The organism is Pseudomonas sp. ICMP 10191, assembly GCF_001467335.1.
GTDB classification, from domain to species: domain Bacteria; phylum Pseudomonadota; class Gammaproteobacteria; order Pseudomonadales; family Pseudomonadaceae; genus Aquipseudomonas; species Aquipseudomonas cerasi.
The window spans coordinates 1-22789 of the sequence record NZ_LKGW01000110.1; the positions used below are offsets into that span (position 1 = coordinate 1).

Genomic DNA, 22789 nt, shown 5'->3' on the forward strand with positions numbered 1-22789 from the left:
CGCGGAGCGTCAAGAACTGCATTCCCACGCGGAGCGTGAAGAACGAGAGGCGTTCGGGAGAGCACTTTTCGTCACTCTGCGCAAAGCGTGGGCACAATAGCAAAAAGGCCCGGTCACTGAGTGAGCCGGGCCTTTTTGATGGTGTCAGACGATCACTCGCTGAGCGTCGGAACCTTGCGAGGCGCCATGAAGTACAGCCAGATCAACGCGATGAAGTACATCGCCGGGATCATGGTGAACAACACGTTGTAGTTGTTATTGGTGGCGGTCAACACCGCACCCACGATCTGCGTCATGAACATACCGCCAATGGCCGCACACATGCCGCCGAAGCCGAACACGGTACTCATCATGTGCTTGGGCGTGTAGTCCATCACCAGGCTCCAGATATTCGCCGTCCAGGCCTGATGCGCACCCACGGCAAGCGAGATGGCCAGTACCGCCACCCATAGCCCGCTGGCATTGGCAGCGAACACCACGCTGCAGATCGTGATGGCAAAGATCAGCATCGACAACAGGCGCGCAGTCGTCGCACGCATGCCACGACCAATCAGCCAGGACGACAGAATGCCGCCACCCACACTGCCGAAGTCAGCCGTCAGCCAGATCAGAATCAGCGGGATGCCCATCTGCGTCACGCTGATCCCCAGGTTGTATTGCTGATTGAGGAACGGCGGCAGCCAGTACAGGTAGAACCAGAAAACCGGAGCAGTAATCGCATACGCCAGCGCGAACGCCCATGTGCCACGCATCTTCAAAATGCCGGTGAACGGCACCTTGACCGGCGCCGGTTCTACTTCCTGATTGATGTAATCCAGTTCGGTCTTGCTGACGGTCGGGTGATCTTCAGGGTTGTAATACTTCAAGCGCCAGGTGATGACCCAGAGCAGCCCCAGCGAACCCATTGCCACGAAGGCGGCCTGCCAGCCCCAGACAGTCAGGATCACCGGCAACAGGGCAGGGGTCAGCATGGCGCCGACGTTGGTGCCGGCGTTGAAGATACCGGTGGCCACCGCACGCTCACCGGCAGGGAACCACAGCCGCGTGGTCTTCACACAGGCCGGGTAGTTGGCGGCTTCGGTCAGGCCCAGAATGAAGCGGCAGACCATGAAGCCGACGGCGGAAGTGGCAAGGCCGTGTGCGCCGGTCGCCAGGCTCCACAGCAGCACCGCGAGGAAGAACGCGCGCTTGACGCCGACCTTGTCGATGAAGCGACCCTGCAGCACGAAGCCGACCGCGTAGCCGACCTGAAACCAGAAGTTGATGTTGGCGTAGTCCATCGCCGTCCAGCTCATTTCCTTGGCGAGGATGGGCTGCATGACGCCGAGCGCGGCCCGGTCGATGTAGTTCAGCGTAGTGGCGAAGAACACCAGGGCGAGCATGCCCCAGCGAGTCTTGCCCACGGCGAGTGCGCCGCGGATCTTTTCGCCCATCCCGGCACGGGCGGCCTGGGCGACAGGGTTGGTCTGGGTGTTAAGCATGATGTTCTAACCATCCGTTCCAGGACTGTGCTGCTGGCAACAGTCGGACTGAGAAGTCCACTAGAAACGATCCGTCGGGCCGACAATTTACAGGTTGGGCCGCGTAAGTGTGTTGGAATGTTTCAGGCGACGTGTACCCAGGCCGGGCTTTTGGCCGGGCGGGTTCGTCGAACAGGACGTCTGGTAAGACGGATGGGCGAGCGGGCGAGCAAAGCGAGAAGGGTGCACATGAGCAATGTTCCTGTTTTTTGAATTGTTATGGGTTGCTGCTGATGAAGCGACGATCAAAAATGTTGGACTGCGGGTCTATCCTGCAATGTGATACTGATGTTGAGCATTGCGAGATACAGCGTCAATTGAGTAAAACGGCTTTTGTTCGATAATCGAACGTAAAACTAACCGGTTCGTACACTTTATGTTGCTGTAGTATTTTCACAGGCAAATACTTTACTCGCACCTCTGAATAAGGCCGGGAAAGGCCAGGAATGCGGTGCTGTCCAGTCGCGACCCAAGCAGGTCGCGTTCATCCAGGAGCTGAAAAGCATGCAGCGTTCAATTGCTACCGTATCCTTGAGCGGTACTCTGCCCGAAAAGCTCGAAGCCATCGCCGCAGCCGGCTTTGACGGCGTCGAGATTTTCGAAAACGACTTGTTGTACTACGACGGCAGCCCACGAAATATCAGGCAGATGTGTGCCGACCTGGGCATCGCCATCACCCTGTTCCAGCCGTTCCGCGATTTCGAAGGCTGCCGCCGTGACCGTCTGCAGCGCAATATCGACCGTGCCGAACGCAAATTCGATCTGATGCAGGAACTGGGCACCGATCTGGTGCTGGTCTGCAGCAATGCGTCTGCCGATTCGGTGGGCGACGAAAACATTCTGCTCGATGATCTGGGCCTGCTCGCCGAGCGCGCCGGCGCCCGTAACCTGCGCGTCGGTTATGAAGCGCTGGCCTGGGGCAAGCACGTGAACACCTGGCAACAGGTCTGGAACCTGGTGCGTCAGGTTGACCACCCGGCGCTTGGCGTGCTGCTCGACAGTTTCCATACCCTGTCGCTGAAGGGCGATCCGAGCGCCATCGCGCAGATCCCGGGCGACAAGATCTTCTTCGTGCAGATGGCCGACGCGCCGCTTCTGGCGATGGATGTACTGGAGTGGAGCCGTCATTTCCGCTGCTTCCCGGGCCAGGGTGAATTCGATCTGGCCGGCTTCCTCGCGCCGATCCTGCGCAGTGGCTACACCGGGCCGTTGTCGCTGGAAGTGTTCAACGATGGCTTCCGTGCAGCGCCGACACGCGCCAATGCCGCGGACGGTCTGCGTTCGCTGCTCTATCTGGAAGAGAAAACCCGCCAGCTGATGGCGCGTGACGAGCCGGCCGCCGCTCCCGAAATCCTCTTCAATCCACCCGCTGCCAGTACCTACAATGGCGTCGAGTTTCTCGAGTTTGCCGTTGACGAGAGCCATGGCGCTCGCCTGTCGGGCTGGCTGCAACGGCTGGGCTTTGCCAAGCTGGGTCAGCATCGCTCCAAGGCGGTCAGTCTGCTGGGGCAGGGCGATATCAGGATTGTGCTCAATGCCGAACCCTATTCCTTCGCCCACAGCTTCTTCGAGGCGCACGGCCCTTCGTTGTGCGCGACCGCCTTGCGTGTCGACGACGGTCATCAGTCGCTGGAGCGTGCGCGTGCCTTCAAGGGCCAGCCCTATCGTGGCCTGGTCGGCCCCAACGAACGGGAGATTCCTTCGGTCCGTGCGCCCGACGGCAGCCTGATTTATCTGGTAGACAACGCCGCACCGGGAGAATCGATTTACGACAGCGATTTTGTCGTCGATCCGCAAGCAGTCGCCAAGGGCGGGTTGCAGCGTATCGACCACATGGCCATGGCGCTGCCGGCCGACAGCCTGGACAGCTGGGTGCTGTTCTACAAAAGCATTCTGGACTTCGAGGCTGACGACGAAGTGGTTTTGCCCGACCCCTACGGTCTGGTCAAGAGCCGTGCACTGCGCAGCCGTTGCAGCACCGTGCGCCTGCCGCTGAATATTTCCGAGAATCGCAATACGGCCATTTCCCATGCGCTGTCGAGCTATCGTGGCTCGGGCGTGCACCACATCGCGTTCTCATGTGAAGACATCTTCGCCGAAGTGAGCCGTGCCAAGGAAGCGGGCGTGCCGCTGCTGGACATCCCGCTCAATTACTATGATGACCTGGCGGCGCGTTTCGATTTCGACGAGGAATTTCTCAGCGAACTGGCGTACTACAACGTGCTCTATGACCGCGATGCGCAGGGTGGCGAGTTGTTCCACGTCTACACCGATGCGTTCGACGGGCGCTTCTTTTTCGAAATCCTGCAGCGCAAGAACGGCTACGTAGGGTACGGTGCTGCCAACGTCCCGGTGCGTCTGGCTGCGATGGCCAAGGCGCGCAATGTGGCAGCACGTCAGGCGCGTCTGTAAGGCGAATCCGATTGCAGGGCTGCTGCGAGGGTTCGATGCCCTCGCAGCTTCCCTCGGTTGCCGGTCGGCTTCATACTCCGCGCATCACTCGTGGTCATGAGCCAACAATGAAAACAACTGACGACTCCGTTGCCGTTGCGTCGAAAGGGCGCAAGAACAATCCGGAAAAGACCCGCGAAGACATACTGCAGGCCGCCGTTGCCGAGTTTGTCGCCCATGGCCTGTCGGGGGCGCGCGTCGATGCCATTGCCGAACGCACCAAAACCTCGAAACGGATGATCTATTACTACTTCGGCAGCAAAGAGCAACTGTACGTCGAAGTGATGGAAAAACTCTACGGCGCGATTCGCAACACCGAGAGCCAGCTCAATCTGTCCGAACTCGAGCCGGTGGAAGCGATTCATCGTGTGGTCGAGTTCACCTTCGATCACCACGACAGCAATGTCGATTTCGTCCGTATCGTGTGCATCGAAAACATCCATAACGGCGAGAACGTCAAACAGTCCGAATCGATTCAGGCCAAGAGCCAGAACATCATCAGGGCGCTCGACGGCATCCTGCGTCGTGGCGAAGCCAGCGGCCTGTTTCGTGACGGTGTTCATCCGGTGGACCTGCACCTGATGATCAGCTCGTTCTGCTTCTACCGGGTCTCCAATCGCCATACCTTCAGCGAGATCTTTCAGATCGAGTTGTGGAGCGAGGAGGTCAAACAGCGTCACAAGGCAATGATCTGCGACGCTGTGTTGCGTTATCTCAAACGCTGATGTTTACAACGTGTGGAAGTGCGCCATCATCCGCTCTGCATCGGCGGACTGGCCACTGAACAGTTCAAAGGCCTTGACTGCCTGAAACACCGCCATGGTACTGCCATCCAGCGTTCGGCAGCCCAATGCGCGGGCATGCTTGAGCAGCTCGGTTTCCAGCGGAAAGTAAATGATTTCCGCCACCCACAGCTCGGGCCGCAGCAACCCGACCGGCAACGGCGTGCCTGGCAGTTTGGTCATGCCGACCGGCGTGGTATTGACCAGTCCGTCGGCTTCGGCCATCGCCGCAGGCAGGTCGATGCCCACCTGAGCGCGCCCGGCACCGAAGTGCTGGTTGAGGTTGTCCACCAGCCCTTGGGCGCGTTGCGGCTCGACTTCGAACACGCTGAGGCGCTCGACGCCCGCGCTCAGCAGCGCATGAGCCACGGCAGCGCCCGCGCCGCCTGCACCCATCTGCACCACCTGTTGGCGTGGTGCCTTGTCCAGGCCGCGCTGGAAACCTTCGGCGAATCCCAGGCAGTCGGTATTGTGACCGATGCGCTTGCCGTCCTTGAACACCACCGTATTCACCGCGCCGATACCGCGCGCTTCATCGGACAGCTCATCCAGTAACGGGATGACCGCCTGCTTGCAGGGGAAGGTGATATTCAGGCCAGTGAAGCCGCACTGTTGGGCGCCTTCCAGAAGCCGGGGCAGGGCGTGTATGTCCACTTGCAGGGCATCGATGTCGATCAGCCGATACAGGTAGCGCATGCCTTGCGCATCGCCTTCATGCTCATGCATGGCGGGCGTTCGCGAGGCCTGGATGCCCGAGCCGATGAGGCCGGCGAGGATGGAGGGTTTTTCAGCATGAGTCATAAAATACGTCTCTTGTTTTTGTGTCACTGCCCGATTGGCGGCAGGTGTTAAACGGAATGTACCAGATGGTTAATAGTGCCGCAGGCAGGAGTCGATTACCACGCAGCGATGTTGTGCGGTGATCGCACTAATCAGTGATAATCCACCGCCAGCCGCTTCAGGCTTACACGAGTCCGAGTTCCCGCATGTCCGAGTCCGTCTTCAACGCCGCACAGCAGCAAGCCAGTACGTTGTATCTGCCACCGGGCTCGTGGGCCACGGTGCTCGATTGCCTGTGCGCGAAATTCCCGGCCATCAGCCGCGAACAATGGCTGGATCGGTTTGCCCGCGGCCGGGTGCTGGACGAAAACGGCAAGGCCATCGCGCCTGATCTGGCGTATCGGGAAGGGCTGCGGGTTCACTACTTTCGTGAGGTTGCCAACGAAACGCCGATCCCTGTGGTTGAAACGATCCTCTACGCCGACGAGCATCTGGTGGTGGCTGACAAGCCGCACTTCCTACCGGTGACACCCGCAGGCGAGTATGTCGAGCAAACCTTGCTGCGGCGCTTGATCCATCGCCTGGGCAATCCTGATCTGGTGCCGCTGCACCGCATCGACCGGCACACCGCAGGGCTGGTGCTGTTTTCCGCCAACCGGCAGACGCGCTCGGCTTATCAGGCATTGTTTCCCACCCGGCGCATCGACAAGTTTTACCAGGCCATTGCACCAGCGCTGCCGGGACTGATATTTCCGCGTCTGCACGAGAGTCGTCTGGTCGAGGGTGAACCGTTCTTTCGCATGCAGGAAGGCGTCGGCGCGAGCAACACCCGTACGCAGATCGAGGTGCTCGAACGGCAGGATAAATTGTGGCGTTACGGGCTTTATCCGGTGACCGGCAAAAAGCATCAGTTGCGCGTGCACATGGCTGCGCTGGGCGCTGCCATCTGCAACGACCCTTTTTACCCGGACGTGGTGAAAGACCCGGTGGACGACTATCGGCATCCCTTGAAGCTGCTGGCCAGCAGCTTGCGCTTCATCGATCCCATCAATGGCGAGCCGCGCCACTTCGAGAGCCTGTTGCAGCTCGACTGGTAGTACACGGGCAGTGAAATGACAGGCAAAAAAAACCCGCACTCGGCGGGTTTTTTCAAATCAGTAACGCGACATCCGGATCACAGATCCTTGACGGTACGTACCTGATCCTTGTTGATGCGGGTCTGCTTGCCGTCGAGTTGCTTGAACTCGTAGAAGCCGGATTCTTCATCGTACTTCGGCGTGTCGACAGCCTGAATTTCACGACCATCGTTCAAGGTGATCACAGTGGGCGATGCGCAGCCGGCGAGGGAGGCAATGCTCAGTGCAAGCAGGAAGGCAGCGGGGAGGGTCCGTTGTTTCATTACTGTGTCTCCAGATGGATTCTTGATTTGCTGAACTCTCAGACGGATACACCGTCAGCAAGTTCCGTATACACCCGCAGCAACTTCAATGACCAGTCACTTGTTGCGGTTTTCACTGATCCCGGTCAACAGACAGGGAGTGTTCAGGTTGGCCAGGCGTGGATCACCGGCTTCCAGTTGCAGAGCGACTGGCTGCAGCGGTTCCAGAGCCCGTCTCGGACTGCGTTCGCCGGCCTGCCATGCGGCTTCCAGCGTTGCGGCGTGAGCGACAGGGATCATACCTAAAAGCGGCTGCCAATGCTGACCTTCACGCACCATTATCGGTCGCTCCGGGTATTCAGAGGCTTTTTCACGCAATGCGTGCAGCAACGCTTCATCGACCAAAGGTGCGTCGCAGGGCAGGATCAGCAACCATCGATGCCGCGCCAGGGGCAGTGCGGCGCGAATTCCGGCCAGAGGGCCGTTGAAATCGGTATCGTCGTCCTGCACCAGTCTATCGGCGTAACGCGCATAGCGATCGATATTGCGATTGCAGGAAATGATCAGATCGTCGGTCAGCGGCCGGGTCAGACGATGCAGATGTTCGATAAGCGGGGTGCCCTGCCATTCGATCAGGCCCTTGTCGCGCCCGCCCATGCGCTGTCCCCGGCCTCCGGCCAGCAGCAGAATCGAGCAGGGCGGCAGTGGGGCAGGAACATTCATCGAACACTCGTCGGGCAGTCAAAAGGAGGGCTGTGATATAACACCCGCCTGTTTTCTTAACAACTGGATGAGGCCATGAAAGCCAAGGCTGACACACCTTTCGTACCCCTTAATATCGCCGTACTGACCGTCAGCGATACCCGCACCCGTGAAACCGATACCTCGGGGCAGATGTTTGTCGACCGCCTGACCGACGCAGGCCATGGTTTGATCGAGCGCGTGCTGCTCAAGGATGACCTGTACAAGATCCGCGCTCAGGTAGCGACCTGGATTGCCGACGATCAGGTGCAGGTCGTGCTGATCACCGGTGGCACCGGCTTTACCGGCCGCGACAGCACACCTGAAGCCGTAGCCTGCCTGCTGGACAAGCAAGTCGATGGTTTTGGCGAGCTGTTCCGGCAGATCTCGGTGCCGGATATCGGCACGTCCACCATTCAGTCCCGCGCGCTGGCCGGCCTGTCCAATGGCACGCTGGTCTGCTGCCTGCCAGGGTCCACCAATGCGGTGCGCACGGCATGGGACGGCATTCTTGCCCAGCAGCTGGACTCGCGTTTCCGTCCCTGCAACTTTGTGCCTCACCTCAAGCAGGCCGAGCCCTGTGCGACTCGTGGTTGAGTGCTCATGAGCAACGAGCCGAAAACCCTGCTGCCTGTTGAAGACGCCATTGCGCGTCTGTTGAAAATGGCCGAAGCCACGCCGATCACCGAGCGCCAATGCGTCTCGCTGGCCGATGCCGAAGGCCGCGTACTGGCAGTGGATCTGGTCTCCACGCTGGATCTGCCGCCCTGGCCGAACAGCGCCATGGACGGTTATGCCTTGCGCGCGGCGGACTGGCACGGCGAGCCGTTGACGGTCAGTCAGCGTATCTTCGCCGGTCAGGCCCCCGAGCCTCTGGCCCCTGGCACCTGCGCGCGTATCTTCACTGGCGCGCCGATGCCCGAAGGCGCTGACTGCGTCGAGATGCAGGAAAACGCTGAGGTGCTGGCGGATCAGCGTGTGCGGTTCAACGAACCGCTGGGCGCCGGGCAGAATATTCGTCCGCAAGGCCAGGAAACCCGGGTCGGAGATACTGTGCTGGCCGCCGGCACGCGTCTGGGTCCGATCGAACTGGGTCTGGCGGCCTCGCTGGGCCTCGCCGAGCTGGAGGTCATTCGCCGCGTGCGGGTCGCGGTGCTGTCTACGGGCGATGAGTTGATTGAGCCCGGTCAGCCGTTGGGGCCGGGGCAGATCTATAACAGCAACCGGGTGTTGCTGTGCAGCTGGCTGAAGCGGCTTCAATGCGAGGTCGTGGATGCCGGCATCCTGCCGGACGATCTGGAAAAGACGCGTGCTGCGCTGGCGAATCTGCAGGGTGTCGATCTGATTCTCTCCACGGGCGGAGTGTCCGTGGGCGAAGCTGATTTCCTCGGCCACGCATTGCGTGAGGAGGGCGAGCTGACGCTCTGGAAGCTGGCCATCAAGCCTGGCAAGCCGCTGACCTTCGGGCATTTTCGGGGTGTGCCGGTGATCGGTCTGCCTGGCAATCCAGCCTCTACGCTGGTTACCTTCGCCTTGCTGGCTAGGGCTTACCTGCTGCGTCGCCAGGGCGTGATCGACGTCGCTCCCTTGCAGTTTCCGGTGCCGGCCGGGTTTGTCTGGACGCGTCCTGGCAATCGTCGCGAGTACCTGCGCGGCCGTCTGGAGCAGGGCCGGGCGGTGGCGTATCGCAATCAGAGTTCGGGAGTCCTGCGCAGCGCTGCGTGGGCCGATGGTCTGATTGAAGTGCGCGAAGGCTCGACCGTTGCCGAAGGCGACTGGGTCAACTTCATCCCGTTGAGTGAAGTGCTGGGCTGAGTGCATTCGAATGGTGGGGCGGGTACGCATGAGCTACGCTCAACAACGCTGACACAGTGGGCAACCGGACTTCGCCCTGGAGTATTGTTATGGCGCCATTGAGAGTGGCTTGTGTGATCCCGACCTACAACGGACGCAAGGATCTGGAACGTCTGCTGGATTCACTGGCTGCGCAGACTGCCAGCTTCGATACGCTGATCGTGGACTCCAGTTCCTCGGATGGCACGCTGGAGCTGGCGCAAGCCCGATGTGCCAATGTGCTGCGCATCGACAGCAAGGATTTCAACCACGGCGGTACCCGGCAGATGATGGTCGATCTGCATCCTGACTATGATGTGTATGTCTTCATGACCCAGGATGCGTACGTTGAAGACATCAATGCCATCGCCAACATTCTGCTGCCGTTCGCCGACTCGAAGGTCGGTGCGGTATGCGGGCGACAGTTGCCGCACAAGGACGCCAACCTGCTGGCCCAGCATGCGCGGCTGTTCAATTACCCGCCGACCTCGCAGATCAAGACGCTCGCCGACGCCGGTACGCTGGGTATCAAGACGCCATTCATGTCCAACTCGTTTGCGGCCTATCGAGGCGAAGCGTTGCGGGCCATCGGCGGTTTTCCGCAGCATGTGATCCTTTCGGAGGACATGTACGTCACCGCGAAAATGCTTATCGATGGCTGGAAAGCGGCTTACGAAGGCTCGGCTGTATGCCGTCATTCCCATAATTACAGCCTGCGCGAAGAGTTTCGCCGTTACTTTGATATCGGCGTGTTCCAGGCCCGCGAGGCGTGGATCTACGAAACCTTTGGCGGCATTGGCGGCGAGGGCATGCGTTACGTCAAGTCCGAGCTGAAATTCCTCGGTCCCCGGCGAATCCTCTGGTGGCCTGTGTCGTTCGTGCGCAATGCGCTGAAGCTGCTGGCCTACAAGCTGAGCCGACAGGAAAAGCGCTTGCCGCGCGGCGTGAAGAAGAAGCTCGGCATGTACGCGCGCTACTGGGACAGCCCTTACGCCTGAGTTGCGCCGCAGACCAGGCCTGCGGCGTATGGGCAGGTCAGCTTTTTGCGGCTTCTTCGTCCAGACGGTCTGCCTCGAACAGTTGCGCGAGGTCGGCCCTGGCTTCGCGGGCGGTCTGCAGCACCTTGGCGTCGTCGTCATACACCTCATGCTGAGCGGCCAGCACCTGTTCGTCGTGACGCTTGAAGCGACTGATGCGTGCGTCGGCCTGTGTTTCGCTGAGGCCCAGGCCCATGAGGGTCTGGCGACTCATTTCCAGGCTTGAGTAGAACGTTTCGCGAACCGCGTGTGCCCCCAGGTCCATCAACCGATGAACATGCTGGCGGTTACGTGCGCGAGCAATGATCTTCATGTGCGGATACAGTTTGCGAATCAGCTCGGCAGTCTTGATGTTGGTGTCCGGATCATCGGTCGCGATGACAAAGAATTCGGCCTCATCGACCTTGGCGGCACGCAATATTTCCGGGCGCAGCGGGTCGCCATAGAAGACCGGGACATTGCCGAAGCTGCGTGAGAACTCGATGGACTCTACGGCGGTGTCCAAAGCGATGAAAGGAATCTTCTGCGCGCGCAGGATACGCGCGACGATCTGCCCCATACGGCCCATGCCGGCAATGACCACCCGTGGTTTGTCGGTCTGGATATCGCGGTACTCGTCCGGCACCTCGACAGGCTTGATCCTGGGTTTGATCCAGCGCGCCAGGGCAATGAACAGCAACGGCGTGATCGCCATCGACAAGGTGATGGTCAGCACCAGCATGTCGTACAGCCCGGCCTCGAACAGCCCCTGAGCGCTGCCGATCTTGAACACCACGAAGGCAAACTCGCCGCCTGCGGCCAGTACCAGGCCCAACTGCAACGCGCTGCGGTTGTTGAGTTCGCCAAGGGTGCGACCGATCAGGAACAGCATCGGCAGCTTGATTGCGATCAGCAGCAGCGTCAGGCCCAGCACGATCAGCGGCGAGCTGAGCAACAGGCCGACGTTGGCGCCCATGCCGACGCTGATAAAGAACAGCCCCAGCAGCAATCCCTTGAACGGTTCAATCTGTGCTTCCAGTTCGTGACGGTACTCGGAGTCGGCCAGCAACAGGCCAGCGAGAAACGCGCCCAGCGCCATGGACACCCCCACCAGTTCCATCAGCCACGCCGTGCCTATCACCACCAGCAAGGCCGTGGCGGTCGAGACTTCCTGGATTTTGGTCTTGGCGACGATACGAAACACCGGACGCAGCAAATAGCGTCCGCCAATCACCACAATGGCAATGCTGCCCAGCACGCGCAGGCCGTGGTTGATGCTTTCGCCGGTGTCCATCGCGTGATCGGCCCCGGCCAGGAATGGCACCATCGCAATCAGCGGGATCGCCGCGATGTCCTGAAACAGCAGAATGGCGAACGCCATCCTGCCGTGCGGGCTGTTCAGTTGTTTGCGCTCCGCCAGGCTCTGCAGGCCAAAGGCCGTGGACGACAGGGCAAGGCCGAGGCCCAGAATGACCGCAGTGTTCAGCGACTGGCCGAAGGCAGCGAAGGCGACCCCGCCGATGATCAGGCCGGTGAGTAGCACCTGCGCCATGCCGACGCCAAACACGGATTTGCGCATCACCCATAAACGTTTGGGCGAAAGCTCCAGGCCAATGATGAACAGCAGCAGTACTACGCCAAGTTCGGAAATATGGCTGACGCTCTCGGTATCGCCGATCAGACCCAATACCGAAGGGCCAATGATCACGCCGGCGAACAGATAGCCGATCACCGCGCCCAGCTTCAGCCGCTTGGCCAACGGCACAGTCAGCACGGCGGCGAGTAGAAACACTACTGCGACCTGCAGCAGGCTGCCTTCATGGGGCATGTGAAACTCCTTGGTAATGATTGAACACACTGTTGAAGCAGGGGCGGTATTAAAGCATGGGAGTTTTACACGGCAACGCGCATCGCGGCATGACGATAATCAACGTCGTTAATAGAACGTGCAGGAGAGGGCGCGCAGGAGAGTGAGGCGAGACAGAGGGTGACGATGCCATCCGTCGCTCATCGGCGTAAGATAAGCGCGCAAACAGGCAGCGTCAGTTGCCCGCTCATGAGCATTCAGGAAGCCGTTATGACCAACAAGCAGCGTTTGATTTACTCGATTCTGATCGCCCTCGGCGTTCTGGCGATCATGCTGGGCTTGTCGCATCTGCAAAACACCGGTGCCATCACCGAAAAGACCTTTCAGTACATCGCTATCAGCGTGGCGGTGCTGGTAGTGATCCTCAACGGCATCATGCGTCGCAAGGTCAAGCGCTAAGCGCTGATGGTCGATGCGGCAAGGGGGCTGTGCTTACTGGGCGCTGTCCTTGCCGACGTCTCCCAGCCATTCCCGGGCGCGAGGGTGCAGACTGTAGGTCTTGTCGTCGTTGAGGTGGATCACGCCCTCGTCGCACAGACGCTTGAGCACCTCGCGCACGCTCAGAAACGATAGCGGCACATCGAGCCTGAGCAACTGGCTGTGTACGCCGCGCACTCCCAGGGGATGGCCTTCCTCGCTCGAGACCAGCAGCGCATCGAGCACCTTGAGCCTGACCAGGCTGGTGCGCAGGCCAAAGCTTTTCAGGAGCATCCGGATGTGCTCGTTTCCGGGGCGCTCGGCCTCCAGAGCGGGCGACTGTGCCTGCGCAGCCAGTGCGGTTTGCCGCAGCAGGGTGCGAGTCGTGATTCCTTGGCGATTGAACATCCGTAAACTCCTTTTCAGGCTTTTTTTAAACACTCTCGATTACTAAGACGAACGAGCTCGGCAAAACCTCAGTTATCAGCGGAAAAAAATATGCGGCTCAACGTGTACAGGCTCGCTGCAGCGTTGTGCGCTTGAGGTTAGATGAACAATCGTCGGTCGCGAGAGGAGATTGTTCCGACGGTGGGCGCAGTCGAAGTCGCTGCGCATCGGCAAGACTGCGAGTGCGATCAGCCTTTCGGTGTGTCGGAGGTGCGGCGATTGAGCACCGGATTGCCGTTCTGATTCTGCGTCACGTAAACCGGCAGCACCTTGGGCAGAGAAGTCAGCAGGCTCGACAGGTCATGGGTGTTGTAACTGCCGCCCAGACGCATGGCACCGGTTGCGCTGTCCGCCAGCAGGATAGGTGTTTGCAGGTAGCGATTGATCAGCGGCAGTGCCTGGCTGAGCGGCAGATCATTGAAGATCAGCTTGCCATTGCGCCACGCCAGGCTGGTATCGCGTGCTTCGGTCTGACTGATCAGTGGAGCATCGTCGCCCGCCTTGTAGCTGGCCTGCATGCCGGGGGCGAGAGGGTGGTTCGAGGAAGGATGTGCACGATCACTGGTGACCTGAACCGACCCCTCGACCAGCGTCACGCGTACCTGATCCTGGTACATCCATACATTGAAACGTGTGCCGGTGACCGTGATGCTGCCTGAGCCGGCGTCGACAACAAAGGGGTGGGTGTTGTCGTGGCTGACCTCAAAGAACGCCTCGCCCTTTTTCAGCGTGACGCTGCGTCGATCCCGGTAATTGGCATAGGTCAACTCGGTACCCAGGTTCAGCTCGGCGCGGCTGCCGTCTTCCAGCATGACCAGGCGTGTGGTGGTATCGGCGTTGTAAGTTTCGTAGGTATCAGGCAGCCAGCCTTGATGCCAGCCGACGTACCCGGCAATCGGTAGCGCCAGGGCAACGACCGCTGCGGCTGCGGCCAGTTTTGCCCAGCGGCGACCGCGACGAGGCCGAACCTGACCGGGCCGGTCAGCCTGGGCTTGGCGCACAGGTGCCGGGTTAAGCGGTTCGATTTGCCCGGTGATATCCCAGACTTCCAGCATGGCGTTGTATTCGACCGCATGCAGGGGGTGGGCCTTCAGCCATTGCTCGAATGCTTTTCGTTCGGCAGCGGTACAGTCTTCTGCATGCAGGCGCATGCACCAATGCGCAGCGGCATCGGTGATCGCGTCGTGTTCTGCGTTGCTGAAAAGAGGGTCGCTCATGGGCGCTCCGGCCTATACCTTCGGCGCATTCTACCCTTTGATTTCAGGGAGAGAGAACATTTGCCGGCTATTGCCTATCAAGGTGCTGCGTATTTTCTGGTGAATGCAAGCTGCTCTCATTGAAAACTATCCGTCGCAGTCTGCCCGCCGCCATGAAGTTAGTGCCCGGGGAGTGTCTTTGCAGAGTCCTCGGCGCTACTCTCGGAACCTGTCTTCGCCTTGTCGTTCTCGCTAGCGTTCTCGATCTACCGCCATGAACAGGAGTTTCAGATGCGCGCCAACCCTGCCAATCAGTCGACCCGGACCGTTTCCTTTGAGCAACTGAAAGATCTGTTGCGCCGGATCTTCCTTGCCCACGGCACCTGCACGGAGGTTGCCGACGTGCTGGCCGAGAACTGCGCCAGCGCCCAGCGCGACGGCTCGCATAGCCATGGCATCTTTCGTATTCCCGGCTATCTCTCATCGCTGACCAGCGGTTGGGTGAACGGCAAGGCTGTGCCGGTGGTCGAGGATGTCGGCGCTGCGTTTGTCCGGGTCGACGCCCGGGGCGGCTTTGCCCAGCCTGCACTGGCGGCGGCCAGAGCCTTGTTGATCGACAAGGCACGCAATGCCGGAATTGCCGTTCTGGCCATCCGCAACTCTCATCACTTCGCTGCGTTATGGCCGGATGTCGAGCCTTTCGCCGAACAGGGGCTGGTTGCCCTGAGCATGGTCAACAGCATGACCTGCGTTGTGCCGCATGGTGCGCGTCAGCCTCTGTTCGGCACCAACCCGATTGCCTTCGCCGCGCCCCGTGCAGGCGGAGAGCCTATTGTTTTCGACCTGGCGACCAGCGCCATCGCCCACGGTGATGTACAGATCGCCGCACGTGAAGGTCGGCTGTTACCAGCGGGCATGGGTGTCGATCGCGCCGGCCAGCCCACTGAAGAGCCGCGCGCCATTCTCGAGGGTGGCGCGTTGTTGCCGTTCGGCGGGCACAAGGGTTCGGCATTGTCGATGATGGTCGAGCTGCTGGCCGCAGGGCTGACAGGGGGCAATTTCTCGTTCGAATTCGACTGGTCGAAGCATCCCGGTGCGCAGACGCCCTGGACCGGCCAGTTGCTGATCGTCATCGATCCTGACAAGGGCAGCGGTCAGTCGTTTGCACAGCGCAGTGAGGAACTGGTGCGGCAACTGCATGGGTCCGGGCAGGAGCGTCTGCCGGGGGATCGACGCTACAGCGAGCGCGCTCGATCAATGGCGCACGGTATCAGCATCGCCCAGGCTGATCTGGATCGCCTGCAGACCCTGGCGGGGCATTGAGCCATTTACACATTCACCGACCATTCGTCGCGACCGGTCTTGTATCGGCGCGCAGTTCAAAATACTGTATGCATGAACAGTAAAGAACGAATGAGGTCTGTCATGTCCCTTAAGTCAGCGCAAAGCCCGGTTGCTCAACAACATCGCATGCTCTCTGCAGCCAACGAAATGCAGCGTGAGGATTTTCTCCAGTTGGCGGCCGCACTGCGCCAGTTCAATGCCTACGAGCCAGAGGTGTCGATAGTCATCGCGGCTGCCCGCGCGGGCGGCGAATACCGCCAGGCTGGCTCGATGGAATAAGGTGGCTGATCACAGCCACGGCACGTCTCGGGTTGATTGTGAGTATACGTAGCGTATATGCTTCATATATTCAACTTGAGGTGAATCATGGGTCTGGTAAAAATTTCCGAAAACATGCACGCCAATCTGCGCTCTGCCAGCGTTGCGCTCAGCCGCTCGATCAATGCGCAGGCCGAGCACTGGATGCGTGTCGGTATGCTCGCTGAACTGCACCCGACGCTGGATTACAGCGAGATCTGCCAGATGCTGATCCGTCTCGAAAATGCCGGTGAGACCGTGCTGACCGCTTCGAACTTCAACGTCTCGGAGCTTTCAGCTTCCAGCCTTTCCAAGGCGGTCTCATGAGCAGCGCTATCGGTCTCAAGACCGAACAGGACCTCGTGCAACTGCGCATAGCCGGCAGACTGGCTGCCGATGTACTTGCGATGATCACGCCTTACGTCAAGGCGGGCGTCAGCACCGAAGCGCTTGACGACATCTGCAACGAATACATCGTCAAAGAGCTGAAAGTGATTCCTGCGAATGTGGGCTATCACGGTTTTACCAAGACCACCTGCATCTCTCCGAACGCCGTGGTGTGCCATGGCATACCTTCTGCCACCGATATCCTCAAGGAAGGCGATATCGTCAATATCGATGTCGCGGTCATCAAGGACGGCTGGTATGGCGATACCAGCCGTATGTACCTGGTGGGTGAGGTCAGCCCCCTGGCCAGGCGTCTGGTCGAGACGACCTATGAGGCAACCCGCGCCGGTATTCATGCTGTGCGTCCGGGTGCAACCCTGGGTGATATCGGTTACGCCATCCAGAGCGTCGCTCATCGCGAAGGCTTTAGCGTAGTGCGTGAATATTGCGGACACGGCATTGGGCGCAAGTACCATGAAGAGCCGCAGGTTTTGCACTATGGTGCGCAGGGCAAAGGCCTCAGGCTCAAGCCGGGCATGGTGTTCACCATTGAACCGATGATCAATGCGGGCAGGGCGGGCACCCGGACGCTGCCGGATGGCTGGACGGTTCTGACCAGCGACCTTTCACTGTCTGCGCAGTGGGAGCATATGGTTGCCGTCACCTCGACCGGTTTCGAGCTGCTGACGCCGTGGCCTGATGGCACAGGCGCTTACCCTGCCATTTGATCCGCAAGTGTCTGGCAATGCATAGGAACAACGGCCTTCTCGAAGGCCATTGTTGTGTTGAACAGGACGATGTTTCAGGCTTGCAGCGAAGCCCTTCTCCAATGCACCTGCGTCACGCCAAAACGCTTTGCCTGCAAGGTTGCGACGCCTATCGGGCCTGCGGATATATTGCCGCTCACGGTCCCGACACCTGCATGCAGGGTCGCACAGTGCAAGGCGTCGCTCTGGCACAGTTGCGTTGCCTGATGCAGAAAGCAGTGAGGTTGGCCATTGAATTGATAGTGAATTTCAAATTCCGTTTGATGATTCATCTTCCCTGCCTGCTAACGTGATAATCAGCCTGACTGTTTTGGGCATATACACGAAAGGGGGCCTCCCGATCACGCCTTTGATTCCAGAGAGTAGACCGAAAATCGTAGCGTTCATGGATTGAGTTAAGAGATGTCCGATAAGTGGTTTTGGATTCACTCAAGCGCGTTAATCAATGGCCGAGCACTCATCCGTTTGAGGGCTCGGCCTTTGATCAAGCTTCGTTATTTACACGACTTCAGGTCTACCGGGCCTACAAAATCATTACCACGTCCCATGACACAGGCGACCTGCTGGTTACGCTGGCGCTCCCATGCCTGGGGCGGATAGGTTTTATCCCAGGCCTGATAGAGCTGCTGGTCCTGGCGCGAGAGGCGCAGATTGTACTGTTTGCTCATGTAGAAGTAGGTGCGCGCGATCATGCCGCGTATCGAGGGGCGAGGCATGACCTTTTTGGCCTTGAAATCCACCTGTGTCAGGCATGAACCGTACTGGCCCTTTTGCTCGGGTATCCAGCCAAAACTGAAGTTGCTGCGGTCACCGTTGACCTCGCCGATGCTGGGTACCAGATTGTGCAGGTCTGCCTCGGCGCGTTTGTAAATCGGGTCAGCTCGTGTGCAGTTCTTGCGCCCGCCGTTCTGCCAGCATTGGCGCAAGTGGCCGATCTGCCAGGCAGGCACAATGTGCTCCCATTCGATACGACTGGCCCGTTTGGCGCTCTTGCGCGGGACATAGCCGCAGCCCGCGAGGTCGACCCGATTGCCGGTGTATTTGCAGCCGCAGTAAAACTCGGTCGACTGCGGTGCATACAAGCCCCAGGCAACTTTCTTGGCTTCGCTGAAGGTACGCGGGGCTTGTGCCTGGGCGGCGAATGAGGCGGTGATGAGCAGGGTGGTGCAAAGCAGTGTGGGAAATCGAAACGTCATGCCGTCAGTCTTCCTTCGGCAACGTCCAGAATATTTGCACGCCACCGTCGTCGCGCCAGGCGAGGGTGACATTGTCGTTCTCGGCTATTTCTTCAAGGAGTTGCGCCCAGTCGTCCTCTGCCTCGTCTGGCTGACGAAAGAGCAGGGCAGCCCTGGATTTCTGTGCGGTGGGCGAGTTGATGATCTTCTGTACCCGCATGCCCATACGCTCGTAAGGGCCGGGAATGGAAGGTGTCGCTGCGCTTTGTTTTGCCACGGAAAAAGGTCCCTGAATATTGCTGTACGGGCATACAGTATTTCAGTGTCGGATCTTTCGCAACATCTATGTAAGATAAAGCGCTCGAAGTGGCACACTATTGCCTTGAAAAAACACCCTGACGTTTCCGGAGTCACGCATGAATATCAAGTCACTGGCATTTCCGTTACTGGCCTCGGCAGTTGTGCTGCTGGCAGGCTGTTCCACGCCCTCGGTCGTCACGCTGCAAAACGGTACTCAGTACGTGACCAAAGACATGCCCAAGACCAAGACACGCGACGGTTTCTACGAGTTCGAGGATATCTCCGGCAAGACCGTCCGGATCAAGGCTGATGATGTAGCGACGGTCAAACCTGAAGAGTGAGACCCGACTGATCGTGACGCCCGTTCCCCGCGCTAGCGGGGGCGGGCAGCTCGGTAAGATTTAATTTCAGGTGGATTGACAAAGGTTGCAGCTTTTTCCATAGTTCGCTCCTCGCAAACGTTTGCGCGTCGATGCCCGGCATCGATCCTGCGCCGTTCGCCCGAACAATAATCACAAGATCGGAGATGAACTCATGAAGCTGCCATTCGCTGGACGCCTTCTCGCTGTCGCCATGTTTGCTGCCGTCACGGCAGTCATGCCCCTCTCTACCGTCTATGCCCAGACGCCTGAAAAACCCAAGGTCGCACTGGTCATGAAATCGCTGGCCAACGAGTTCTTCCTGACCATGGAAGACGGTGCCAAGGCCTACCAGAAAGAACATGCCACCGAATTCGACCTGATCTCCAACGGGATCAAGGATGAGTCCGACACGTCCGCGCAAATCCGCATTGTCGAACAGATGATCGCCTCCAACGTGAATGCGCTGGTGATCGCACCAGCCGACTCCAAGGCGCTGGTACCGGTGCTCAAGAAAGCCACCGATGCCGGAATCAAGGTCGTCAACATTGACAACCAACTCGATGTCGACGTGCTCAAAAGCAAGAACCTGCAAATCCCGTTCGTAGGGCCTGACAACCGCAAGGGTGCCAAGCTGGTGGGCGATTATCTGGCCAAGAAACTGACCGCTGGCGACGAGGTGGGCATCATTGAAGGTGTGTCGACCACCAATAATGCTCAGCAACGCACCGCCGGTTTCAAGGACGCCATGGACGAAGCGAAAATGAAAGTGGTGTCCACGCAGTCCGGTAACTGGGAAATCGACAAGGGCAACGCTGTGGCCTCGGCGATGCTCAACGAATACCCGAACCTGAAAGCCTTGCTGGCCGGTAATGACAGCATGGCGCTGGGCGCCGTCTCTGCAGTGCGTGCGGCAGGCAAGGCTGGCAAGGTCATGGTCGTGGGCTACGACAACATCAATGCGATCAAGCCGATGCTCAAGGATGGACGGGTTCTGGCCACGGCCGATCAGTACGCAGCCAGGCAGGCGGTCTTCGGCATCGAAGCTGCCCTCAAGCTCGTCAAAGGCGAGAAGGTCGACACTAACGACAAGGGCGTGATCGAAACGCCGGTGCAACTCGTTACTCAACCTTGATCCACGCCGTGTAAAGGTGCCCGTCCGCAGAGGACGGGCGCTGGGAGAAATGTATGTCAGCGTCTGCTCAGACAGCTGTTCTTTCGGTCAGTGGCATCGGCAAAACCTACGCACAGCCCGTACTTGGTGACGTCGACCTGACGTTGATGCGTGGCGAAGTGCTCGCCCTGACCGGGGAAAACGGTGCCGGTAAAAGCACCTTGTCGAAAATCATCGGCGGGCTGGTAACCCCTACCACCGGAAACATGGAGTTCCAGGGCCAGCCTTATCAGCCTGCAAGTCGTACCCAGGCCGAAAAACTCGGCATTCGCATGGTCATGCAGGAGCTCAACCTGCTGCCGACCCTGACCGTGGCCGAAAATCTGTTTCTTCATGACCTGCCTCGCAGGGCCGGCTGGATCGACCGCAAGCGCTTGCGCGAAAACGCGATCGAGGCCATGGCCCAAGTGGGGCTGGACGCCATTGATCCCGACACGCTGGTCGGCGAATTGGGGATCGGCCACCAACAGATGGTCGAGATCGCCCGCAACCTGATCGGCGACTGTCACGTGCTGATTCTCGACGAACCCACTGCCATGCTCACCTCGCGCGAAGTGGAAATGCTCTTCGAGCAGATCACGCGGCTGCAGGCACGTGGCGTCTCGATCATCTACATCTCCCATCGGCTTGAAGAGCTGGCCAGGGTGTCCCAGCGCATCGCCGTGCTGCGCGACGGCAAGCTGGTGTGTGTCGAGCCGATTGCCCGATACAACAGTGAGCAACTGGTGACCCTGATGGTCGGCCGTGAGCTCGGCGAGCATATCGACATGGGCGCCCGGCAGATTGGCGAGGTGGCGCTGTCGGTCAAGGGGCTCAATCGCGCCGGCAAGGTTCAGGATGTGTCCTTCGACGTGCGTCGAGGTGAAATCTTCGGTATTTCCGGGCTGATCGGTGCCGGGCGTACCGAGTTGTTACGCCTGATCTACGGTGCAGACGTTGCCGACAGCGGTGACATCGAAGTCGGAAAGCCGCTGCGGAAAGTCAGCATTCGCTCGCCAGCCGACGCGGTAGAGCAGGGTATCGCGCTGATCACGGAAGACCGAAAGAGCGAAGGCCTGCTGATGTCGCAATCGATCAGCGCCAACATTGCGCTGGGCAACATGCATTCGATTTCCAGTGCGGGCATGGTCAACAGCGACGACGAGCTGAAGCTGGCGCAGCGCCAGGTAGCGGCCATGCGCATTCGCAGCTCCAGTCCGGGCCAATTGGTCTCCGAGTTGTCGGGTGGCAATCAGCAGAAGGTGGTGATCGGTCGCTGGCTGGAACGTGACTGCACGGTAATGCTGTTCGACGAGCCGACACGGGGCATCGACATCGGTGCCAAGTTCGATATCTACGCGCTGCTGGCCGAATTGACCCGTCAGGGCAGGGCGCTGGTGGTGGTTTCCAGTGATCTGCGCGAGCTGATGCTGATCTGTGATCGTATCGGCGTGCTGTCTGCCGGTCGCCTGATCGACACGTTCGAACGCGACAGCTGGACCCAGGACCAATTGCTGGCCGCTGCCTTCGCCGGTTATCAGAAACGTGACGCGCTGCTCAATGATGCGGCGCCCAGGAACGACTCATGAAAAATACTCCTTCTCCGACGCTGACTGTGCCAGTCCGTCGCGGCGGCAACTACTTTGGTCTGGGTACCTACATCGGGTTGGCCGGTGCGTTGCTGGTGATGATTGTGCTGTTCTCGCTGCTCAGCGATCACTTCCTGTCCTACCAGACCTTCAGCATGCTCGCCAACCAGATCCCGGACCTTATGGTGCTGTCGGTCGGCATGACGCTGATCCTCATCATCGGCGGCATCGACCTGTCGGTCGGCTCGGTGCTGGCCCTGGCCGCTTCGGCGGTCAGTGTGGCAATCCTCGGCTGGGGCTGGAGCGTGTTTCCGGCGGCGCTGCTGGGCATTGCCTGTGCGACGCTGGCGGGTACGGTCACCGGTTCGATCACGGTCGCCTGGCGCATCCCTTCGTTCATCGTGTCTTTGGGCGTGCTGGAAATGGCCCGTGGCGCGGCCTATCAGATGACCAATTCGCGTACCGCCTACATCGGTGATTCGTTCGCCTGGCTGTCCGATCCGATTGCTTTCGGCATTGCGCCGTCCTTCATCATCGCGTTGCTGATCATCTTCGTCGCTCAGGCAGTACTGACCCGGACCGTTTTCGGTCGCTACCTGATCGGCATCGGCACCAACGAAGAGGCCGTGCGTCTGGCGGGTATCAATCCCAAGCCTTACAAGATTCTGGTGTTCTCGCTGATGGGGCTGCTGGCCGGTGTCGCGGCATTGTTCCAGATATCCAGGCTGGAAGCGGCCGATCCGAATGCCGGCGCAGGGCTTGAACTGCAGGTCATTGCAGCCGTGGTGATCGGCGGCACCAGCCTGATGGGCGGACGCGGTTCGATCATCAGCACCTTTTTCGGTGTGCTGATCATTTCCGTGCTGGCCGCAGGCCTGGCGCAGATCGGTGCGACCGAGCCGACCAAGCGGATCATCACCGGTGCGGTGATTGTGATCGCTGTGGTACTGGACACCTATCGCAGCCATCGGGCTCGGCGCCAGGGCTGAT

At 59.6% G+C, this 22789-nt stretch carries 25 protein-coding genes; 15 read left to right on the top strand and 10 right to left on the bottom strand.

Annotated elements, in window-relative coordinates:
- Positions 1 to 152 precede the first annotated feature (152 nt).
- Entirely contained in the window at positions 153 to 1481 is a 1329-nt protein-coding gene (locus AO388_RS13730; protein ID WP_003433019.1) for an MFS transporter, read from the bottom strand.
- A 543-nt stretch (positions 1482 to 2024) separates the two neighbouring features.
- Here AO388_RS13730 and quiC point away from each other — a divergent pair.
- Both quiC and AO388_RS13740 read left to right on the top strand, forming a co-directional pair.
- Complete coding sequence (quiC, locus tag AO388_RS13735) at positions 2025 to 3932, top strand: 3-dehydroshikimate dehydratase QuiC (protein ID WP_003433018.1); 1908 nt, start codon at positions 2025 to 2027, stop codon at positions 3930 to 3932.
- A gap of 107 nt (positions 3933 to 4039) precedes the next feature.
- On the top strand, positions 4040 to 4696 hold the full coding sequence (locus AO388_RS13740; RefSeq protein ID WP_058416608.1) for a TetR/AcrR family transcriptional regulator: 657 nt from the start codon (positions 4040 to 4042) through the stop codon (positions 4694 to 4696).
- A 3-nt stretch (positions 4697 to 4699) separates the two neighbouring features.
- On the opposite strand, the gene AO388_RS13745 is transcribed toward AO388_RS13740, so the two are convergent.
- Positions 4700 to 5554, bottom strand: coding sequence for a shikimate dehydrogenase (locus AO388_RS13745; RefSeq protein ID WP_058416609.1), 855 nt, complete (start codon positions 5552 to 5554; stop codon positions 4700 to 4702).
- A 185-nt stretch (positions 5555 to 5739) separates the two neighbouring features.
- On the opposite strand from AO388_RS13745, the gene AO388_RS13750 reads away from it, so the two are divergent.
- Positions 5740 to 6630 carry a pseudouridine synthase gene (locus AO388_RS13750; RefSeq protein ID WP_058416610.1) on the top strand — a complete coding sequence of 297 codons (891 nt, stop codon included), beginning with the start codon at positions 5740 to 5742 and terminating at the stop codon, positions 6628 to 6630.
- 77 nt (positions 6631 to 6707) lie between these two features.
- On the opposite strand, the gene AO388_RS13755 is transcribed toward AO388_RS13750, so the two are convergent.
- Both AO388_RS13755 and mobA read right to left on the bottom strand, forming a co-directional pair.
- The gene (locus tag AO388_RS13755; protein ID WP_002553129.1) at positions 6708 to 6932 is read right to left on the bottom strand and encodes a YgdI/YgdR family lipoprotein; all 225 of its coding nucleotides are present in this window, start codon (positions 6930 to 6932) and stop codon (positions 6708 to 6710) included.
- 96 nt (positions 6933 to 7028) lie between these two features.
- Complete coding sequence (gene mobA / locus AO388_RS13760; RefSeq protein WP_024663339.1) at positions 7029 to 7634, bottom strand: molybdenum cofactor guanylyltransferase MobA; 606 nt, start codon at positions 7632 to 7634, stop codon at positions 7029 to 7031.
- Between the two features lie 75 nt (positions 7635 to 7709).
- On the opposite strand from mobA, the gene moaB reads away from it, so the two are divergent.
- The 3 genes from moaB (at position 7710) to AO388_RS13775 (ending at position 10483) form a co-directional block, all read left to right on the top strand.
- On the top strand, positions 7710 to 8249 hold the full coding sequence (gene moaB, locus AO388_RS13765) for a molybdenum cofactor biosynthesis protein B (RefSeq protein ID WP_002553131.1): 540 nt from the start codon (positions 7710 to 7712) through the stop codon (positions 8247 to 8249).
- A 6-nt stretch (positions 8250 to 8255) separates the two neighbouring features.
- Positions 8256 to 9467, top strand: a complete 1212-nt coding sequence (locus AO388_RS13770) for a molybdopterin molybdotransferase MoeA (protein WP_058416611.1) — start codon at positions 8256 to 8258, stop codon at positions 9465 to 9467.
- Positions 9468 to 9556: 89 nt separating this feature from the next.
- A complete protein-coding gene (locus AO388_RS13775; RefSeq protein WP_003366963.1) occupies positions 9557 to 10483 on the top strand; it encodes a glycosyltransferase in 927 nt (308 codons plus the stop codon).
- A 37-nt stretch (positions 10484 to 10520) separates the two neighbouring features.
- On the opposite strand, the gene AO388_RS13780 is transcribed toward AO388_RS13775, so the two are convergent.
- Positions 10521 to 12329, bottom strand: coding sequence for a monovalent cation:proton antiporter-2 (CPA2) family protein (locus AO388_RS13780; protein WP_058397558.1), 1809 nt, complete (start codon positions 12327 to 12329; stop codon positions 10521 to 10523).
- 249 nt (positions 12330 to 12578) lie between these two features.
- Here AO388_RS13780 and AO388_RS13785 point away from each other — a divergent pair, with 249 nt between their 5' ends.
- Positions 12579 to 12767 (top strand): hypothetical protein, encoded by a 189-nt coding sequence (locus AO388_RS13785; protein WP_003366968.1) that lies wholly within the window; start codon positions 12579 to 12581, stop codon positions 12765 to 12767.
- A 33-nt stretch (positions 12768 to 12800) separates the two neighbouring features.
- On the opposite strand, the gene AO388_RS13790 is transcribed toward AO388_RS13785, so the two are convergent.
- Complete coding sequence (locus AO388_RS13790) at positions 12801 to 13193, bottom strand: Fe2+/Zn2+ uptake regulation protein (protein ID WP_024663342.1); 393 nt, start codon at positions 13191 to 13193, stop codon at positions 12801 to 12803.
- A gap of 227 nt (positions 13194 to 13420) precedes the next feature.
- Entirely contained in the window at positions 13421 to 14449 is a 1029-nt protein-coding gene (locus tag AO388_RS13795; protein WP_003366973.1) for a FecR family protein, read from the bottom strand.
- 270 nt (positions 14450 to 14719) lie between these two features.
- Between AO388_RS13795 and AO388_RS13800 the strand changes: the two genes are divergently transcribed.
- The 4 genes from AO388_RS13800 to map all read left to right on the top strand — a co-directional run bounded on the left by AO388_RS13800 (position 14720) and on the right by map (position 17184).
- Positions 14720 to 15751: an Ldh family oxidoreductase gene (locus tag AO388_RS13800; protein ID WP_054081858.1), complete on the top strand. Its 1032-nt coding sequence runs from the start codon at positions 14720 to 14722 to the stop codon at positions 15749 to 15751.
- Positions 15752 to 15853: 102 nt separating this feature from the next.
- A complete protein-coding gene (locus AO388_RS13805; protein ID WP_003366979.1) occupies positions 15854 to 16051 on the top strand; it encodes a hypothetical protein in 198 nt (65 codons plus the stop codon).
- 87 nt (positions 16052 to 16138) lie between these two features.
- On the top strand, positions 16139 to 16396 hold the full coding sequence (locus tag AO388_RS13810) for a ParD-like family protein (protein WP_003366981.1): 258 nt from the start codon (positions 16139 to 16141) through the stop codon (positions 16394 to 16396).
- Positions 16393 to 17184: a type I methionyl aminopeptidase gene (gene map / locus AO388_RS13815; RefSeq protein WP_003433008.1), complete on the top strand. Its 792-nt coding sequence runs from the start codon at positions 16393 to 16395 to the stop codon at positions 17182 to 17184. Before AO388_RS13810 ends, map begins: the two co-directional genes overlap by 4 nt.
- A 74-nt stretch (positions 17185 to 17258) precedes the next feature.
- Here map and AO388_RS29370 read toward each other — a convergent pair whose 3' ends face one another.
- The 3 genes from AO388_RS29370 to AO388_RS13830 form a co-directional block, all read right to left on the bottom strand.
- Positions 17259 to 17495 (bottom strand): DUF6555 family protein, encoded by a 237-nt coding sequence (locus tag AO388_RS29370; protein WP_003366986.1) that lies wholly within the window; start codon positions 17493 to 17495, stop codon positions 17259 to 17261.
- Positions 17496 to 17717: 222 nt separating this feature from the next.
- Complete coding sequence (locus AO388_RS13825) at positions 17718 to 18419, bottom strand: endonuclease (RefSeq protein ID WP_003433007.1); 702 nt, start codon at positions 18417 to 18419, stop codon at positions 17718 to 17720.
- Between the two features lie 4 nt (positions 18420 to 18423).
- The gene (locus AO388_RS13830; RefSeq protein WP_003366989.1) at positions 18424 to 18675 is read right to left on the bottom strand and encodes a DUF1654 domain-containing protein; all 252 of its coding nucleotides are present in this window, start codon (positions 18673 to 18675) and stop codon (positions 18424 to 18426) included.
- 139 nt (positions 18676 to 18814) lie between these two features.
- On the opposite strand from AO388_RS13830, the gene AO388_RS13835 reads away from it, so the two are divergent.
- From AO388_RS13835 to AO388_RS13850, 4 genes are all read left to right on the top strand, one after another.
- Positions 18815 to 19039: a YgdI/YgdR family lipoprotein gene (locus tag AO388_RS13835; protein WP_003433005.1), complete on the top strand. Its 225-nt coding sequence runs from the start codon at positions 18815 to 18817 to the stop codon at positions 19037 to 19039.
- 193 nt (positions 19040 to 19232) lie between these two features.
- Entirely contained in the window at positions 19233 to 20192 is a 960-nt protein-coding gene (locus AO388_RS13840; RefSeq protein ID WP_003366993.1) for a sugar ABC transporter substrate-binding protein, read from the top strand.
- Positions 20193 to 20245: 53 nt separating this feature from the next.
- Entirely contained in the window at positions 20246 to 21799 is a 1554-nt protein-coding gene (locus AO388_RS13845) for a sugar ABC transporter ATP-binding protein (RefSeq protein ID WP_003366996.1), read from the top strand.
- The gene (locus AO388_RS13850; protein WP_003366998.1) at positions 21796 to 22788 is read left to right on the top strand and encodes an ABC transporter permease; all 993 of its coding nucleotides are present in this window, start codon (positions 21796 to 21798) and stop codon (positions 22786 to 22788) included. The genes AO388_RS13845 and AO388_RS13850 overlap by 4 nt, the downstream gene beginning before the upstream one ends.
- The last annotated feature ends 1 nt before the right edge of the window (position 22789 follow it).

Bases quoted from the DNA above. Each gene is read 5' to 3' on its own strand.
- AO388_RS13730 (WP_003433019.1), bottom strand. From the start codon at position 1,481: ATGCTTAACACCCAGACCAACCCTGTCGCCCAGGCCGCCCGTGCCGGG.
- quiC (WP_003433018.1), top strand. From the start codon at position 2,025: ATGCAGCGTTCAATTGCTACCGTATCCTTGAGCGGTACTCTGCCCGAA.
- AO388_RS13740 (WP_058416608.1), top strand. From the start codon at position 4,040: ATGAAAACAACTGACGACTCCGTTGCCGTTGCGTCGAAAGGGCGCAAG.
- AO388_RS13745 (WP_058416609.1), bottom strand. From the start codon at position 5,554: ATGACTCATGCTGAAAAACCCTCCATCCTCGCCGGCCTCATCGGCTCG.
- AO388_RS13750 (WP_058416610.1), top strand. From the start codon at position 5,740: ATGTCCGAGTCCGTCTTCAACGCCGCACAGCAGCAAGCCAGTACGTTG.
- AO388_RS13755 (WP_002553129.1), bottom strand. From the start codon at position 6,932: ATGAAACAACGGACCCTCCCCGCTGCCTTCCTGCTTGCACTGAGCATT.
- mobA (WP_024663339.1), bottom strand. From the start codon at position 7,634: ATGAATGTTCCTGCCCCACTGCCGCCCTGCTCGATTCTGCTGCTGGCC.
- moaB (WP_002553131.1), top strand. From the start codon at position 7,710: ATGAAAGCCAAGGCTGACACACCTTTCGTACCCCTTAATATCGCCGTA.
- AO388_RS13770 (WP_058416611.1), top strand. From the start codon at position 8,256: ATGAGCAACGAGCCGAAAACCCTGCTGCCTGTTGAAGACGCCATTGCG.
- AO388_RS13775 (WP_003366963.1), top strand. From the start codon at position 9,557: ATGGCGCCATTGAGAGTGGCTTGTGTGATCCCGACCTACAACGGACGC.
- AO388_RS13780 (WP_058397558.1), bottom strand. From the start codon at position 12,329: ATGCCCCATGAAGGCAGCCTGCTGCAGGTCGCAGTAGTGTTTCTACTC.
- AO388_RS13785 (WP_003366968.1), top strand. From the start codon at position 12,579: ATGACCAACAAGCAGCGTTTGATTTACTCGATTCTGATCGCCCTCGGC.
- AO388_RS13790 (WP_024663342.1), bottom strand. From the start codon at position 13,193: ATGTTCAATCGCCAAGGAATCACGACTCGCACCCTGCTGCGGCAAACC.
- AO388_RS13795 (WP_003366973.1), bottom strand. From the start codon at position 14,449: ATGAGCGACCCTCTTTTCAGCAACGCAGAACACGACGCGATCACCGAT.
- AO388_RS13800 (WP_054081858.1), top strand. From the start codon at position 14,720: ATGCGCGCCAACCCTGCCAATCAGTCGACCCGGACCGTTTCCTTTGAG.
- AO388_RS13805 (WP_003366979.1), top strand. From the start codon at position 15,854: ATGTCCCTTAAGTCAGCGCAAAGCCCGGTTGCTCAACAACATCGCATG.
- AO388_RS13810 (WP_003366981.1), top strand. From the start codon at position 16,139: ATGGGTCTGGTAAAAATTTCCGAAAACATGCACGCCAATCTGCGCTCT.
- map (WP_003433008.1), top strand. From the start codon at position 16,393: ATGAGCAGCGCTATCGGTCTCAAGACCGAACAGGACCTCGTGCAACTG.
- AO388_RS29370 (WP_003366986.1), bottom strand. From the start codon at position 17,495: ATGAATCATCAAACGGAATTTGAAATTCACTATCAATTCAATGGCCAA.
- AO388_RS13825 (WP_003433007.1), bottom strand. From the start codon at position 18,419: ATGACGTTTCGATTTCCCACACTGCTTTGCACCACCCTGCTCATCACC.
- AO388_RS13835 (WP_003433005.1), top strand. From the start codon at position 18,815: ATGAATATCAAGTCACTGGCATTTCCGTTACTGGCCTCGGCAGTTGTG.
- AO388_RS13840 (WP_003366993.1), top strand. From the start codon at position 19,233: ATGAAGCTGCCATTCGCTGGACGCCTTCTCGCTGTCGCCATGTTTGCT.
- AO388_RS13845 (WP_003366996.1), top strand. From the start codon at position 20,246: ATGTCAGCGTCTGCTCAGACAGCTGTTCTTTCGGTCAGTGGCATCGGC.
- AO388_RS13850 (WP_003366998.1), top strand. From the start codon at position 21,796: ATGAAAAATACTCCTTCTCCGACGCTGACTGTGCCAGTCCGTCGCGGC.